This window comes from Bacillus sp. FJAT-29937, assembly GCF_001509555.1.
Lineage (GTDB): Bacteria > Bacillota > Bacilli > Bacillales > Cytobacillaceae > Cytobacillus.
The window spans coordinates 207,310-223,535 of record NZ_LMAS01000004.1 but is presented as its reverse complement, the minus strand read 5'-3'; the positions used below and the strand labels follow the sequence as shown (position 1 = coordinate 223,535).

Here is a 16,226-nt window from a genome sequence, read left to right as displayed (position 1 = left end):
GACGATAGTCTTCCGCTTTTTTGTTCTAACTCCAACTCATCATTCCGCCTATTTTTTCATAGATTGTGATAAGAACAAAAAGGGGGAATTGTAAATGCTGGAAGAGGACCGTAAGCAGCTAAATAACGCAATTGAAGAAATTACAGAAATTGCTAAAGGTTTTGGCTTAGATTATTATCCGATGCGATATGAAATATGCCCAGCAGATATTATTTATACTTTTGGCGCCTATGGGATGCCAACGCGTTTTTCTCACTGGAGCTTTGGAAAGCAATTTTTCAAAATGAAGCTTCATTATGATCTTGGATTATCGAAAATTTATGAGCTTGTCATCAATTCAGATCCATGCTACGCCTTTTTGCTCGATTCCAATTCATTAATTCAGAATAAATTAATTGTAGCGCATGTTCTGGCACATTGTGATTTCTTTAAAAACAATATTCGTTTTCAAAACACAAAGCGCGATATGGTCGAAAGCATGGCGGCAACAGCCCAAAGAATTAGACAATACGAAATTTTACACGGCAAAAAAGCAGTGGAAACCTTCTTAGATGCTGTTCTAGCCATTGAAGAACATATCGATCCATCCTTAATGAGACCAAAGCTCTCCTGGAATTTAGATGATGTTGAATATGAAGAAGAGGAACCAGCTGCAACCTCTCCTTACGATGATTTATGGAATCTTGATGAAAGGAATAATCGAAAACCAGATCGGGTAAAGAAGATGAAGAAAATTCCTCCACAGCCTGAAAAGGATTTATTGCTATTTATTGAAAGCTATAGCCGTGAGCTTACCGACTGGCAGCGTGATATATTAACAATGATGCGGGAAGAGATGCTTTACTTCTGGCCACAGCTGGAAACAAAAATCATGAATGAGGGCTGGGCATCATACTGGCATCAGCGAATTCTTAGAGAAATGGATCTAACAAGTGCAGAGGCATTGGAATTTGCAAAGCTCAATGCAGGGGTTGTTCAGCCATCCCGCACAAGCATTAATCCTTATTATCTTGGTTTAAAAATCTTTGAGGATATTGAAGAAAGATATGATAATCCAACAGATGAAATGAAAAAGCGCGGAGTGAAAGCTGGAACAGGTCGCGAGAAAATGTTTGAGGTTCGTGAAATTGAGTCTGACATTTCATTCCTGCGAAATTACTTGACTAAGGATTTAGTGATGAGAGAGGATATGTACCTCTTCCAAAAGCAAGGCAAGGATTATAAAGTTGTCGATAAGCAATGGGAACATGTTCGCGATCAGCTCGTAAGTATGCGTGTCAATGGTGGATTCCCATATTTGACCGTAAACGACGGAGATTACTTGAAAAATGGAGAGCTTTATTTAAAGCATTGGTTTGAAGGCATCGAATTGGACCTAAAATATTTAGAGAAAGTACTGCCTTATGTCCAGCAGCTATGGGGAAGAAGTGTCCACATTGAAACGATCGTAGAAGGAAAGAATATGCTATTTACGTATGATGGGAAAGGGATTCATCGGAAGTATTTATAAAATGAAAGAAACAACGACAGGTGGGGCTTGTCGTTGTTTTTTTGAATAATATTTTTTTAATGAATGGCTTTTTTCTTAAACCGTCCGCCGCGGACCTCTGTAATATTGGCGATGGCCAAAAAGGCAAGCGGGTCTATTTCCTCCACAATTGATTTTAGCTTAGCTTCTTCAAGACGTGTGATGACACAAAAAATGACTTTCTTATCATCTCCGGTGTAAGCCCCTTCACCGTTTAAATAAGTGACCCCACGGCCGAGCCTTGCAAGAATAGCTTCTCCGATGATTTTGTGGTTTTCTGAAATGATCCAGACAGATTTTGATTCATCAACTCCCTGAATAACGATATCAATCGTTTTGTATGCGATAAAATAGGCGAGAACGGAATACATCGCTCGATTCCAGCCAAATACAAACCCTGCGGAAGCGAAAATAAAAAGATTAAAAAACATAACAATTTCTCCTACAGAGAAAGGAAGCTTTTTGTTCACGATAATGGCTAATATCTCAGTCCCGTCGAGAGAGCCGCCATAGCGAATAACGATTCCGACTCCAGCTCCTAAAATAATCCCTCCAAATACAGTTGCGAGAAGAGGATCCTTAGTAAATACGGGTACATCGTGGAGAAGAGCGGTTGAAACAGAGAGAACTGTAATTCCCAGTAGGGTGGATAATGCGAAGGTTTTACCAATCTGTTTATAACCTATATAGAAAAAGGGGAGATTCAAAATGAAGATAAATATTCCTAACCTTAAACCGGTAACATGTGAAAGCATGATGGAGATACCAGTAATTCCTCCATCCAAAATTTTGTTCGGAACAAGAAACTCTTCAATTCCTACCCCCATTAATACAGAACCGAAACAAATAAAGAACAGGATTTTTGCTAACTTTGGTTTGGACAAGCCCTTATGCAAGGGTGCCGCGATTGCATTTTCTGGTGAATCGTTCATATAGTTTCCCCCAATTTTTACATAATGCCCTTATAATTAGATCATGAAATTTCAATTTTATCTAATTATAACATTTTTTCACTTTACAAAAGTAAGTGAGTATTGAAAATATCGGAAATATTATACAAATATTTAGAGCCAAAGTTCTAGTAAATGAAGAAGACATCACGTTTTGGGGGCTAGTATAACAATAGTAGAAGGCTGCTTATCTTCTAGGCAGCCTTCTTAGAGATTGTTTAATCCTTTATATCCTCTTTTATTTTCATCATCAATACTTTCTTTTCTGCGCGGACTTTTTGGGGATCGATTTTGAGGCTGTTTTTTATATCCATAAAGGATAGTCCTTCCTTGTTCATCTTAATTACCTCAGATAAATCCTTATTGCTAACCTTTGAAATGGCCGCGCCTATTACAATAAATCGCAATGAAATACCTTCGTCTGCCCAAGCTTTAATTTCATCTTCCGTTTTTCCGGAATATTCAGCTACGTTTTCGATGACCTCGTCCTTATGATCCTGCAAGTACTTTTCCTTATGTACATGGAATTGCTCCTTAAGCTTCTTCAAATCGAGGCCAAAATGCTCGGCTGTTTTCTCCCATGAGGAATCATTTTTCTTATAAACATTAAGGACATCATCAATTGTTTTATTTGAAAATTTAGCGATATGAGCGGCTTTAAGAATCTCTTCTTTGGAATAACCTTGATCCAAAAGACGTTTAAGATCCCCTTCATTGACAAAATGATGGTGATGGTCTCGCTTAAATTCATGATGCCCGCCGTTTTCTGCATATGTAATAACTGTTGATTGGGCAAATATGAATCCAAAGGCAAACATCCCGATCGCCCATTTTTTTAGTAAATCTTTTGTAACCATTTGCATTCTCCTTTGTGTTTTTTTTGATCCGTATATAGCATGTCCAAAATAAGTAAATAAATGTGGAAAAAGTTGGTCCGGTTCCGTTAAATACTTAGGGATAAGTGATATTTATTGTAAAATAGGGGAGGATTCGATTACATTTAAGAAAAGGTATTTACATGGGAAGGTGCATGTTTTTATGAAAATTCTCGTTGTTGAAGATAATGAAAGTGTTTGTTCCATGCTGGAAATGTTTTTTATGAAAGAAGGGTATGAGGGAGTCTTTGTTCATAATGGACAAGAAGGCTTCGATCGATTTAATAAAGGGAAATGGGATTTAATTATAGTCGACTGGATGCTTCCGATTATGGATGGAGTGACTCTTTGCCGCAAAATCCGCCAGCTGAGTCAAGTGCCAATTATTATGTTAACGGCAAAGGATAGCGACTCTGATCAAGTGTTAGGGCTTGAAATGGGAGCGGATGATTATGTGACAAAGCCATTTAGTCCTCTAGCACTAATGGCAAGAATAAAAGCTGTAACAAGACGCTATCAGTCGGACGTCATGGAAAAAGAGGAAAGCAATGTCATTACAAGCCAATATTTTAAAATAAGTAAGGATTCACGTGAAGTTTATTTTAATGGGCAGCCACTTCTTAATCTAACACCAAAGGAGTTTGACTTGCTTTATTATTTTGTGAAAAATCCAAAGCAGGTTTTTTCACGTGAGCAGCTGTTAGATCGCGTATGGGGCTATCAGTTTTATGGCGATGAACGGACGGTGGATGTCCATATAAAACGGTTAAGGAAGAAAATCGGCACACCTGAGCAGCCATTTATTCAAACGGTATGGGGAATTGGCTATAAGTTCGATGAAACGGTGGTTCTGAATGAGGATTAGATTTTTTTATCAGCTATTAATTAGTCATATTAGCATCCTAATTTTGGCTTTCCTCATTTTGAGTCTTTCATTTTCACAGTTTGTTGAAAGATATATTTTCCAAAATAAGGTAGAGGAGCTAGAGGCGTATGGTGATCAAATTCTGACAGATTTAACGTTAAGGCTTGAGGGGAATGAACAATTTTTAGCCGAGTACAGCCAGCTGCTTAATACTAGGCATATTAAATATATTCTGTTTAATTATGAAGGAAAAGTGATCTATCCGAAGCTGCAAAGCACCCCGTTAATACAATTGACTGAAAAAGAGTGGACGGAAATTTCAAAGGGAAATAAAGTATCTGTTAAACATGATATTAAACGATTTGGTCAGGAGGTTTCACTTGTCGCTGTTCCTTTCATGCAAGGAGATCGTTTAGGCGGGGGAATTCTTTTACTATCGCCCATAACAGGGACGATGAATATGATTACCCAATTAAATAAATTTTTATTATATACAATCGTCATCTCTTTATCAGCTTCCATTCTAATTAGCCTTATTTTTTCGAAAAGCTTGATAAAACGGATTAAAGAAATCCGCAAGGCGACTTCGATGATATCGGCCGGTAATTATGATGTTCATGTGCCAGAATCGTCCATTGATGAGATTGGCCAGCTTGCGAGGGACTTCAATGAAATGGCTGGAAAGATTAAGAAATCCCATGAAGAAATCGATCGGCTGGAAAATAGGCGGAGAAAGTTTATTGCAGATGTTTCTCATGAGATGCGTACCCCTTTAACGACGATTAGCGGTCTTGCTGAAGGAATAAAGAATCAATTAATTCCCGAAGAGGATATTGAAAGAGGAATGATCTTAATTGACCGTGAAGCGAAAAGACTGATCCGGCTTGTGAACGAAAATCTTGATTATGAAAAAATCCGTTCTAACCAATTAAAGCTGGATAAGGTGGAAATAAATTTATCTGAAGTGCTTGAGGTCGTGAAAGAGCAGCTTCATATGCAGGCACTTGAAAAAAATAATCACATATCGGTCATATGTGAGGAGAATAGTACAGTCGTTGCCGATTACGACAGGCTTATCCAAATCCTCATAAATATTGTCAAAAATAGTAACCAATTCACAGAAAGCGGAGAGATTATCCTAAAAGGAAAATCGGAAGAGAAGGAAACAATAATCGAAATCGAGGATACGGGCATTGGGATTGATCCCGAAGAAATTGAGTCCATTTGGCATCGATTTTATAAAGCAGATGTATCAAGAACGGGAGAGTCATTTGGCGAATTCGGCATAGGTTTGTCCATTGTCAAACAGCTCGTTCATCTGCATCATGGCAGAATAGAAGTGAGCAGCGAAAAAGGGCAGGGGACGAAATTTACAATTTCGTTTCCGAAAGGATAATAAGAAAAGGGCAAAATCCACTCAAATGTTTGGATTCTGCCCTTTTTATTTGTTACACTACTTGTGTTTCCGTCAAAGGAAGTGGTTGAGGTTTCTCGTTTTCATTAATCTTCATGACTTCAATATACTTAATATGATGATCTTCCATGTCGATAATCTTAAAGCTATAGGAATCTAATTCAATCACATCGCCTTGCTTCGCTTCGTAATTCTCTGTTAGAATCCATCCGCCGATTGTATCAACATCTTCATCATTTATATCAACATTTAGAAGATCGCTTACTTCACTTACAAGCATTTTCGAATCAATGATATAGTGTTCATCATTGATTTTTCGAACCTCTGGCACTTCATCCATATCAAATTCATCGCGGATATCACCGACAATTTCCTCGATAATATCTTCAACTGTCACAAGACCGGAAGTTCCGCCATACTCATCCATCAGGATAGCCATATGAATTCTTTCCTTCTGCATTTTAAGGAGGAGATCATGGATCGGAATCGTATCGATTACGCGAATAATGGGACGGGTATAAGATTCAAGCTTATTGGAAGTGACCTGTCTGTTCTTAATTAGATCCGTCATAACTTCTTTAATATTAACGATTCCAATAATATGGTCTTTATCACCATCTATTATCGGATAGCGTGTAAATTTTTCTTCATAAACCGTTTGTAAAAAGCTATCCAGCGTGTCATCCTTCGAGAATGAAACGATTTCAGTTCGTGGAACCATGATCTCTTTCGCAATACGGTCGTCAAAATCAAAGATTTTATTTACATACTTAAACTCAGATTGGTTGATTTCGCCGCTTTCATAGCTTTCAGATAAAATGATGCGAAGCTCTTCTTCTGAATGAGCTAATTCGTGTTCGGAAACTGGCTTTAATCCAAATAAACGTACTAATAATTGAGCAGATCCATTTAAAGCCCAGATTACCGGATACATTAATTTATAGAATAAAATTAATGGCCGGGCGGTTAACAATGTAACCTTTTCAGCTTTTTGAATCGCAAGCGTTTTGGGTGCCAATTCTCCTATAACAACATGCAAGAAGGTAATAATCGCAAAGGCAATTCCGATTGAAATAATATGTGATGCGGAACTTGGTACGTTCAATTTATCAAAAATAGGTCGAAGCATATGTGCGATGGTCGGTTCTCCGAGCCAACCGATTCCAAGAGCAGTAATGGTTATCCCTAATTGGCAGGCTGATAAATACTCATCCAAATTACTAATCACTTTCTTAGCTGGGATTGCACTTCTATTTCCTTCTTCAATTAACTGATCAATTCTTGAACTTCTTATCTTTACGATGGCAAATTCTGAAGCAACAAAAAATGCCGTCAAAGCAATTAAAATGGCTATAATAACCAAGTTTAATATGTCCAAATAAATTCCCTTAGCCCGATCTTTCGGGTAAGGAGTCACCTCCTGAAATAGTAGAAAATAGGGTTAACTTGTCAAGCTTACAAGAGACTCAATTAATGTTGTGCCTTCTGTATTCAGCTTTTTTGAGAGGTCACCCTTTTGATCTTCATCAAGAAAATTGATTAATGGCAGCAGAACTGCAATTTCGTTATGAAGCTGCTTAATTTGCTGTGTAATCGCATCAATTTGCCTTTCGACATCTCTTGTATGCATGACCGTTTTTGATTTTAATTCTAGTTTTCTCTTAATCTCATCTAGCGGAAAATGCATAGATTTACATTCTTCAATAAAATGAAGGTCAGACAGAACGTCTTCAGAATACATCCGATAATTAGATTTTGTACGCTGAGCCTGAATCAGACCAATGTTTGTATAATAATCTATCGTTCGTTTAGAAATATTTGCAACTTTTGCTAATTCACCAATACGATAAACTGCCCCATCGTATCACCCCATTACAATTTAATTAGCTAGAGTATTGAAAAAAAGTATAACTCCCTAAATTTATTATATGCTACATAAAACCATACAGTCAAACGTAACAGTTTAATAAATATTTGTTAATTTAATTTATACGGTGTTCTAAAGAAATATGTATTTGAATTTTCAGAAAATAAAAATCGAACTGAAAGGAACAGACCGAAATTAGGAAGAATATTTGTATGTATTCCCTAAAGGTCTGTCCATCAGTCAGCTTCAGTCTTCCTAACTTCAATGTAAAGAATATGATGGCCTTCAATTTCCTTAATAATAAATTGGTATCCATCATGTTCAATAGCATCTCCCTGTTCGAGATCGAACTTTTGTGTGAGTATCCAGCCGCCAAGGGTATCAACTTCGTCTTCATCAAGATCCGTTCCTAATAAGTCATTCGTTTCCGAAATGAGCAGCTTTGCATCTAATATATAATGATCCTTGTCCAGCTTTTGCACAAAAGGAAGCTCATCTGCATCAAACTCATCACGGATTTCACCAACGATTTCCTCTAAAATATCCTCTGCGGTTACCAATCCGGCTGTTCCGCCATATTCATCGAATAAAATGGCCATATGTGTACGTTCCTTTTGCATTTTCAACAAAAGATCATGAATCGGTATCGTTTCAATTACTCTAATAACAGGTTTTATATATTGAACAACTGTTTTTTCCTCTTGGCATTTTTTTCGAATACAATCGGTCAAAATTTCTTTCACATTAATAAGGCCGAGAATGGTATCTTTGTCTCCGCCTGTAATCGGATATCTTGTATACCTTTCATTCATAATGACATCAAGCACTTCAGAAAGTGTCGCATTTTCATCTATGCTGACAATCTCCGTTCTTGGAACCATAATCTCTTTCGCGATGCGATTGTCAAATTCAAAAATATTGTTTACATATTTATATTCTGATTGATTGATTTCACCGCTCTTGAGACTCTCAGAAAGAATGATCCGCAGTTCTTCTTCAGAGTGGGCAATATCATGCTCGGAAACAGGCTTTAAACCAAACAGGCTTGTGACAAATCTTGCCGAGTGATTTAGAGTCCAAATAAATGGGAACAAAATTTTATAAAACCAAATTAAAGGCTGCGCAAATGCTAATGTAATGGCTTCAGCTTTTTGAATGGCAACTGTTTTAGGCGCCAGTTCACCTATTACGACATGCAAGAAGGTGACTAACGAAAAGGCGATAACGAACGAAAGAACTTTAGTGATAGAGGGCTGCAAATGCAAATGTTCAAAAATAGGCTCCAAAATTTTTTCAATTGTTGGTTCACCGAGCCAGCCGAGTCCTAATGCAGTTATAGTAATACCAAGCTGACAGGCTGATAAATATTCATCTAAATTGGAGGTTACTTTTTTTGCCGTGTGAGCTCTCGGATTTCCCTCAGCAATTAACTGGTCAATTCGAGATGATCGCACTTTAACCATGGCAAATTCAGAAGCAACGAAAAAAGCAGTTAAGGCAATTAATACAAATAGAAGGAAAAGATTAAGCATCATCATTCATGCCCTTACGAAAAATGTAAGGAACGTTCACCTCCTCTGAAGTTTACTTTTCCCGAAATAATCTTTTTTTATTTGGAAAATTATACGGTTATCCGTTGATGGATTTGATTGGGCTTGTCAATTGAATAAATACCTTAAAATCCCTCCACATAAACATGGCTTGATTTTCTTTGACAAAAAATGAAGTGATTGAATAAACTAATAGGTAACAAGCAAGAGGAGGTGGCTTTACGTGATACAGGCAATGGCGAAAGAGCATAATAAGACTGTCTATCGTGTACAAGGCTTTTCCTGAATCAGCTGCGCCCAAAAGTTCGAAAAGAACGTAAAGCACCTGGATGGTGTGATGGATGCGAATGTTAATTTTGGAGCTTCTAAGCTCACGGTCTACGGTGAAGCCACTTTAGGAGAGCTAGAAAAAGCAGGTGCCTTTGAAGGTATTAAGCTAATGCCAGAAAGAGAAAAATCGGAATTTAAGAAAGTGCCATTTTATAAAGAGAACTGGAATGTCCTTGTTGCTGGTGTATTATTGTTTGCCGGTTGGCTGATCCAACATTATTATGGGGAGGGCCATATCGGTTCAGTTATCTCCTATTGTTTATCCATTGTTATTGGAGGCTACAGCCTTTTCAAGACGGGATTTATAAACCTTTTGAAACTCCAGTTTGATATGCGAACTTTAATGACGATTGCCATTATTGGAGCAGCCCTCATTGGAGAATGGGGAGAAGGGGCAACTGTTGTTATTCTATTTGCCATAAGTGAAGTGCTTGAAGCCTATTCAATGGATAAGGCAAGGGCTTCTATTAAAACATTGATGGATATAGCGCCGAAAGAAGCACAAATAATACGTAATGGTAAAGAATTCGTAATTCCCGTTGAAGAGATAATGATAGGGGATATTTTAGTTGTAAAGCCAGGTGAAAAAGTTGCTATGGATGGCACCGTTCTCTCAGGTGCTTCAACAGTGAATCAGGCACCGATCACAGGGGAATCGATTCCAGTCAATAAAACGCTGGGGGATGAGGTTTATGCCGGTACATTAAATATAGAAGGTCTTCTGGAAATTACGGTTACAAAGAAAATGGAAGACACGACACTGGCAAAAATTATTCATCTTGTAGAAGAGGCACAAGCAGAACGTGCCCCATCTCAAGCATTTGTTGACAGATTTGCAAAGTATTATACACCCGTCATTATCGTAATCGCCTTCCTAGTGGCCATTCTCCCGCCAATTTTCTTCAATGGAAATTGGGATACATGGATTTATCAAGGTTTGGCTGTTTTAGTTGTTGGCTGTCCTTGTGCGCTTGTGATTTCAACGCCTGTGTCAATCGTTACAGCCATTGGGAATGCTGCAAGAAATGGTGTACTTATTAAAGGCGGTATTCACTTAGAAGAAGCTGGGTCACTAAGAGCCATTGCCTTTGATAAAACAGGAACCTTAACGAAAGGGATTCCGGCAGTAACAGATCTTCTTGCTTACCGGAACACCGATGTGAAACAGTTTTTGAGTATTGCAGCGGCTTTAGAAAAAGGATCACAGCATCCTTTGGCAAAGGCGATTTTGAAAAGGGCTGAACATGATCATCTGTCATTTAAGGAAATCGAGGTAACGGATTTCACCTCAATTACGGGTAAAGGCATAAAAGGCCGAATTGATCAGATCACCTATTTGCTTGGCAGCCCTAGACTTTTCGCTAGTCATCCAGAGATTTCTGCTGTTTCAAGTGATATTTCCCGACTAGAGGATGAGGGGAAGACAGTTATTTTAGCAGGAACGGAGGCTGAAATCATCGGAATCGCCGCCATTTCTGATGAAGTGAGGGAAAGCAGCCGGAGTGTCATACGGAAACTTCACGAATTGGGGATTGAAGAAACGGTTATGCTTACAGGTGACAATCATGGCACAGCGAGGGCGGTCGGTGAAAATGTCAATGTCACAAGAATTGCAGCAGAACTGCTTCCGGAAGAAAAATTAGCTTATATAAATGAGCTTCGAGCCACATATGGAAAAGTGGCCATGGTAGGAGATGGAGTAAATGACGCCCCTGCTCTTGCAGCTGCTAATGTTGGCATTGCAATGGGCGGAGCAGGTACAGATACAGCACTTGAAACGGCCGATATCGCATTAATGAGTGATGATTTATCCAAACTTCCTTTCACTATTAAATTAAGCCGCAAAGCATTAGCGATTATTAAGCAAAATATTACTTTCTCCATTGGGATTAAGCTTCTCGCCTTGCTTCTTGTTGTTCCTGGGTGGCTGACATTATGGATTGCGATATTTGCGGATATGGGTGCGACATTAATTGTAACTTTAAATGGGTTAAGACTGTTGAGAGTGAAAGATAGTCAAAAATAAGAAGGTCCTTTTCGAAGGACCTTCCTTATTTCCAATCACGTGCCAGCATTCCATAGATTACTAGATCATGATAATGATTGTATAAAAATTCCGCGTCACGAACAATTCCTTCTTGTGTAAATCCTAATCTTTCAGGGATTGCACGGCTCTTCTTATTTCCTACCCCGCAGCGAATTTCCAGCCGATTTAAATTTAAGTCTAGAAAAGCGTAATTAATGAGAGCCTGAACCGTTCTAGTCATAATCCCTTTTCCTTCAAACCCTTTAGCAAGGTAATACCCCATACTCGTTTGTTTACTATTCCAATCAATTTGATGGAAGCCGACTGAACCGGCAAGCTGACCTTTATATCGAATGCCAGTATTAAATCCATTATTATCAGCAAAGGCTTTTAGCCACATTGGAATAATCTCGTGATATTGAATGGGTGAAGTCATATTATCAACCCAAGGAAGCCACTCTCTTAAATGCAGTCTATTCGTATCAACCATGTGATACAGCTCTTCTGCATGGTGTAATTGAAAAAGCTGCAGTTCGATATCCTGATCAACCTTTAACACAAACAACGTAGACCCCTCCTTAAATAATAGAATTAGAGATAATTACCAATTTTAATCTGAATAATGATAGAAGTACATAAGAATTTTATTTTGCTTTATAAAAAAAGGCTGACTCACGTGCTTAAGAGTCGGCCAGGGTTAATTTCGGAAACTGGAAGGATCATGCTAAAAACCGTTAAGTCTCCTTTTGTTTCACATTCTAATTTCCCTTTATGCTTTTCAATAATCTCTTTACAGACAAATAATCCAAGTCCAGTGCCAAGAGATTTAGTTGTTACGAATGGTTCAAAGATAGACTTAACAAGATGTTGAGGAATCTTTGGCCCGTTATTGGCAATTTCTAGCTTAATAAACGATTCATCTTGAATGTGGCTAGTTATTTTTATTGTTGGTACTGGCGTCGATGTATGTAAAACATCAATGGCATTAAAAATAATATTGATTAATACTTGACGGATCTCATCTGCATAGCCTAATAGGGAAATGGAGTCTGGCATCCATTTTTCAATTTTCACTTTTCCGTCCAAAATGCTAGGATACAAGAAAACTAATACTTCATCAATTATTTCATTAAGAGAAAAATTCACTTTCTCTTTTCCAATCAATTCCTTCTTTGATAGTAAGAGAAACTGAGAGATGCGAAAATTCAACTGTTCTAATTCAATCGAAATGATATCTAAATATTTCAAGTTTGGATTTTCAGCTTTTAATAATTGGATGAAGCCTTGAACAGAGGTAAGTGGATTTCGAAACTCGTGGATGAAGCTAGAAGTCATTTGACCTAGCAGTGTGAGTCGATCTTTATGACTCGTATCTATAAATTGAGTTTTTTCTTCGATAATCTGATTTTTTGCATCACTATAATAAGTAACACAGAAATATAGAAATTGATCAATACAATATTGAACCTTCTGATTATATTCGTTCAGTTCTTCTATACTTAGATCCATATTCTTTAGTTCTTCTTGGAAAATGGCTCGTCCAAGATTTACGTTATAGACAAATTCGCCTATGTTTATGCCGGCTTTTAACCGTTGATCCGCAACAGAAATTGAAAACTTGCGAATCGTTTTTACTAATTCCTCCTCTTTGTATGAAAAGCATTGGGACAGAAGATAAAACATAACCTCGCCATTTTCCTTCATTCGATCTTTAAAAGGATCATCAGAAGAAACGACTATCTTCTTTCCCCACTCATCTAACATCTTTTTCTTTTCCTTGTGCAATAGCTCAACAACCTTCTTACTCGATCTTGTTAACATTTTTCTCCCCATTCTTCCTGAATAAAAATCTTTTTTCATAGTAATATAAATTTCTACTTTTTTTGAGAATATCCTTTGTCGAATTTAAGCGAATAAAAAAACAGTTCTTCAAGACTAGTCTTTTTATGTCAAAATAGAGGGAGGTCGGTCTAAAAAAAGAGAAATATAAATTAGGATCTATTATTTATTGTCATTTTATTATTCTATCTTTTATAATTGAAGAAGCAGTGTAATAATACACTAAATTTAAAGGAATGAAGCATACATTGAATCGCGAAGAAGTTATTTTTAAAGTGTCTGAAAAGTTACGTCTTATCCGTACAGAAGCAGGATATACACAAGATAAAATGGCGGAGATTATTGGTGTCTCTAAGAAAACCCTCGTTCAAATAGAAAAAGGGCGTGTAGAAGCAGGCTGGTCAACAGTTGTTGCAGTTTGTGCCCTATTTAGGGAAACGGAAACAGTCCGCTTTTTATTTGGAAACGAGCCGCTAGAGGTTCTCGAAACGATAGCAAGAGAAGGGATCGACTATCGAAAAGAAAAAACGATGGGCGGAAAGATTTGGTGGAGAGAGATAGGAAACGAAAATGGCATTTTGCTTCAGCAAAATATTATTAGTCAGCATTTTCGCATCATTGATGAAGACCATTTCCGTATTTACAGCAGCTTTGATGAATCCTCCTCAAAAGAACGATTTGCAGAGCTAGTACATGAAAAAAACAATGTATAACCCCCATAAAAATTAATAATCTGCCGAATTCCTTTATAGTATTATCATAATTTTGGACATCTTTGACCAACTATGGAGGAATTATGAGGAAAAAACAATCTGTTTTTATTAAGTTCCAGAAATTTTGGAAACAGAAACATATGACTCAAATTGCTATCCTATCTGCATTAACCGCAGCATTAGCATTTTTGGGCTTTTTTTATTATTACGCAAGCGGGGCAAATATTAGTTCACTTGAAAAGGGTCTTGCACAGTCCACTGTTATTTACGATGTGAACGGGGAAGTGGCAAGCAAAATATCTGCTAATAAAGTGGAAGGAATATCGATTAAGGAAATTCCAGAGCATATGAAAAATGCGGTCATCGCCGTTGAGGACCACCGTTTCTATGAGCACAATGGTGTTGATTTTACGAGTATTGGCAGGGCGTTTTTCCGAAATATGAAGGCTGGAGAAATTGTCGAAGGCGGCAGCACAATTACACAGCAGCTGACAAAAAATGCCTTGCTATCAGCAGAAAAAACATATAAGCGAAAAATAGAAGAATTTTTTCTAGCAAGGGAAATTGAAAAACAGTTTACAAAAAATGAAATTCTGCAGATGTATTTGAATGAGATTTATTTTGGCGAAGGGGCTTGGGGGATCAAGCGAGCGGCAATGAAATATTTCGGTAAGGATGTCAAAGATTTAACGATTAGTGAAGCAGCTTTATTAGCTGGTTTAATTAAGGCTCCTTCTGTGATTAATCCTTATAAAAATGAAAAAGCAGCACTTGAGCGCAGAAACGTTGTACTGGCACAAATGAAAACAAATGGTTTTATTTCAGAAAAACAATGGCAAGAAGCGAAAAATGAACAATTAGTTTTTGATGATAAAGGGGGAGACCCATTCAAGGGGAAATATCCGTATTATGTTGACTTTGTGCTAGAGGAAGGGATGAAGAAATACGGTCTAACTCTTGATGAATTGCTCACTGGCGGTTATCAGATCTATACGGAGCTTGATCCAATCATGCAGTCGGCAGCGGAAGAAACGTATCGTGATGATTCCATGTTTCCTGCAGGGAAAGGGGATCGAATCGTTCAAAGCGGGGCCATTCTTATTGATCCGAAAAGCGGCGGTGTTCGTGCATTGGTTGGAGGCAGAGGGGAGCATACACTCCTAGGACACAACCGGGCGATTCATCCGGTAGGGCAGCCAGGCTCAACGATGAAGCCCCTTGTCCCCTATACGCCAGCACTTGAAAATGGCTGGGATATTAAAGATGAATTGAAGGATGAAAAAATGAAGTTTGGTGATTATGAGCCAAATAATTATAATTTCAAATTCCGCGGTCAAGTCCCGATGTATGAAGCTGTAAAGGATTCCTTAAATATTCCTGCAGTATGGCTGCTCAACGAAATCGGTCTTGATAAAGGAATAGATGCGGCAAAAAGGTTTGGAATTCCGGAAGAGGCGATCAACCATAACCTTGCCCTGGCACTTGGCGGAACAAATAAAGGGGTATCCCCATTAAATATGGCTGAAGCCTACACTGCTTTTGCTAACGGCGGGGAAAAGGTTGACGCGCATTCGATCGTAAAAATGGTTGACTCCAATGGAGACACCATTGCTAAATGGGATGATAAGAAAACTAGAGTAACAACGAAAGAAGTAACCGATAAGATCACAACGATGCTGCTTGGTGTTGTAGAGCAAGGTTCTGGAAGAGCCGCACAGATTCCCGGAAGAGAGGTAGCCGGTAAAACGGGTTCAACACAGGTTCCGATTGAAGGCGTAAACGGGATAAAAGATCAATGGTTCGTAGGGTATACTCCTCAGCTTGTTGGCGCTGTTTGGGTAGGATATGATCGGACAGATAAGGATCACTATTTAACAACAACGGGCGGAGAGGGAACGGCACCGATTTTCAAGGCCATCATGACTAAAGCCTTGCAAAATCAAGAAGCCATTTCATTCGGCGTCCCGCATATTTCCTCTTTTATCGAAAAGAAAAAGCTGGAAGAAAAGTTTCATCTGTTTGATAAAGATATGTTGAAAAACAAAGAAAAGTGGGAAAAGAAAATAGAAAAGGAAAAGAAAAAGTGGGAAAAGAAGCAGAAGAAAAATAAAGGAAAAAAGAAAGACTAAGAAGAAACTTGGCGTTTTTTGCCAAGTTTTTTTGAATTTCCCATGTTTTTTTATAAAAAAAATCTATAATAGATGTGAACGATTATTTATTATCAAGCGTCTAATTTATAATGCAGCTTAGAAAAACCATTAGTAAAGAA

The 16,226-nt window shown here is 37.9% G+C and carries 13 protein-coding genes; 6 read left to right on the top strand and 7 right to left on the bottom strand.

Going from position 1 to position 16,226, the window contains the following annotated elements; genetic code table 11:
* The first annotated feature begins 94 nt into the window (after positions 1-94).
* Positions 95-1,510 (top strand): SpoVR family protein, encoded by a 1,416-nt coding sequence (locus AR328_RS11250; protein ID WP_066295106.1) that lies wholly within the window; start codon positions 95-97, stop codon positions 1,508-1,510.
* Between the two features lie 56 nt (positions 1,511-1,566).
* Here the strand turns inward: AR328_RS11250 and AR328_RS11245 are convergent, their stop codons facing one another.
* Both AR328_RS11245 and AR328_RS11240 read right to left on the bottom strand, forming a co-directional pair.
* Positions 1,567-2,460, bottom strand: coding sequence for a YitT family protein (locus tag AR328_RS11245; RefSeq protein ID WP_066295105.1), 894 nt, complete (start codon positions 2,458-2,460; stop codon positions 1,567-1,569).
* Between the two features lie 236 nt (positions 2,461-2,696).
* Positions 2,697-3,335, bottom strand: a complete 639-nt coding sequence (locus AR328_RS11240) for a hypothetical protein (RefSeq protein ID WP_066295104.1) — start codon at positions 3,333-3,335, stop codon at positions 2,697-2,699.
* 181 nt (positions 3,336-3,516) lie between these two features.
* Between AR328_RS11240 and AR328_RS11235 the strand changes: the two genes are divergently transcribed.
* A complete protein-coding gene (locus AR328_RS11235) occupies positions 3,517-4,218 on the top strand; it encodes a response regulator transcription factor (RefSeq protein WP_066295103.1) in 702 nt (233 codons plus the stop codon).
* Entirely contained in the window at positions 4,208-5,614 is a 1,407-nt protein-coding gene (locus tag AR328_RS11230; RefSeq protein WP_066295102.1) for a sensor histidine kinase, read from the top strand. Before AR328_RS11235 ends, AR328_RS11230 begins: the two co-directional genes overlap by 11 nt.
* 52 nt (positions 5,615-5,666) lie before the next feature.
* Here the strand turns inward: AR328_RS11230 and AR328_RS11225 are convergent, their stop codons facing one another.
* The 3 genes from AR328_RS11225 to AR328_RS11215 all read right to left on the bottom strand — a co-directional run bounded on the left by AR328_RS11225 (position 5,667) and on the right by AR328_RS11215 (position 9,037).
* A complete protein-coding gene (locus tag AR328_RS11225; RefSeq protein ID WP_066295101.1) occupies positions 5,667-7,010 on the bottom strand; it encodes a hemolysin family protein in 1,344 nt (447 codons plus the stop codon).
* Between the two features lie 63 nt (positions 7,011-7,073).
* Complete coding sequence (locus AR328_RS23305) at positions 7,074-7,475, bottom strand: MerR family transcriptional regulator (protein WP_082677196.1); 402 nt, start codon at positions 7,473-7,475, stop codon at positions 7,074-7,076.
* A gap of 260 nt (positions 7,476-7,735) precedes the next feature.
* Positions 7,736-9,037 (bottom strand): hemolysin family protein, encoded by a 1,302-nt coding sequence (locus tag AR328_RS11215; protein WP_066295100.1) that lies wholly within the window; start codon positions 9,035-9,037, stop codon positions 7,736-7,738.
* A 247-nt stretch (positions 9,038-9,284) separates the two neighbouring features.
* Here AR328_RS11215 and AR328_RS11210 point away from each other — a divergent pair, with 247 nt between their 5' ends.
* Entirely contained in the window at positions 9,285-11,405 is a 2,121-nt protein-coding gene (locus tag AR328_RS11210; protein ID WP_082677210.1) for a heavy metal translocating P-type ATPase, read from the top strand.
* Between the two features lie 25 nt (positions 11,406-11,430).
* Here AR328_RS11210 and AR328_RS11205 read toward each other — a convergent pair whose 3' ends face one another.
* Positions 11,431-11,970, bottom strand: coding sequence for a GNAT family N-acetyltransferase (locus AR328_RS11205; RefSeq protein ID WP_066295098.1), 540 nt, complete (start codon positions 11,968-11,970; stop codon positions 11,431-11,433).
* A gap of 107 nt (positions 11,971-12,077) precedes the next feature.
* Complete coding sequence (locus AR328_RS11200) at positions 12,078-13,226, bottom strand: histidine kinase N-terminal domain-containing protein (RefSeq protein WP_066295097.1); 1,149 nt, start codon at positions 13,224-13,226, stop codon at positions 12,078-12,080.
* A 266-nt stretch (positions 13,227-13,492) separates the two neighbouring features.
* Between AR328_RS11200 and AR328_RS11195 the strand changes: the two genes are divergently transcribed.
* Together AR328_RS11195 and AR328_RS11190 are read left to right on the top strand one after the other, a co-directional pair.
* The gene (locus AR328_RS11195) at positions 13,493-13,957 is read left to right on the top strand and encodes a helix-turn-helix transcriptional regulator (RefSeq protein ID WP_066295096.1); all 465 of its coding nucleotides are present in this window, start codon (positions 13,493-13,495) and stop codon (positions 13,955-13,957) included.
* A gap of 83 nt (positions 13,958-14,040) precedes the next feature.
* Complete coding sequence (locus AR328_RS11190) at positions 14,041-16,086, top strand: transglycosylase domain-containing protein (protein ID WP_066295095.1); 2,046 nt, start codon at positions 14,041-14,043, stop codon at positions 16,084-16,086.
* Positions 16,087-16,226 lie beyond the last annotated feature (140 nt).

Coding starts and splice junctions, on each gene's coding strand:
- AR328_RS11250 (WP_066295106.1), top strand. CDS start 95: ATGCTGGAAGAGGACCGTAAGCAGCTAAATAACGCAATTGAAGAAATT.
- AR328_RS11245 (WP_066295105.1), bottom strand. CDS start 2,460: ATGAACGATTCACCAGAAAATGCAATCGCGGCACCCTTGCATAAGGGC.
- AR328_RS11240 (WP_066295104.1), bottom strand. CDS start 3,335: ATGGTTACAAAAGATTTACTAAAAAAATGGGCGATCGGGATGTTTGCC.
- AR328_RS11235 (WP_066295103.1), top strand. CDS start 3,517: ATGAAAATTCTCGTTGTTGAAGATAATGAAAGTGTTTGTTCCATGCTG.
- AR328_RS11230 (WP_066295102.1), top strand. CDS start 4,208: ATGAGGATTAGATTTTTTTATCAGCTATTAATTAGTCATATTAGCATC.
- AR328_RS11215 (WP_066295100.1), bottom strand. CDS start 9,037: ATGATGATGCTTAATCTTTTCCTTCTATTTGTATTAATTGCCTTAACT.
- AR328_RS11200 (WP_066295097.1), bottom strand. CDS start 13,226: ATGTTAACAAGATCGAGTAAGAAGGTTGTTGAGCTATTGCACAAGGAA.
- AR328_RS11190 (WP_066295095.1), top strand. CDS start 14,041: ATGAGGAAAAAACAATCTGTTTTTATTAAGTTCCAGAAATTTTGGAAA.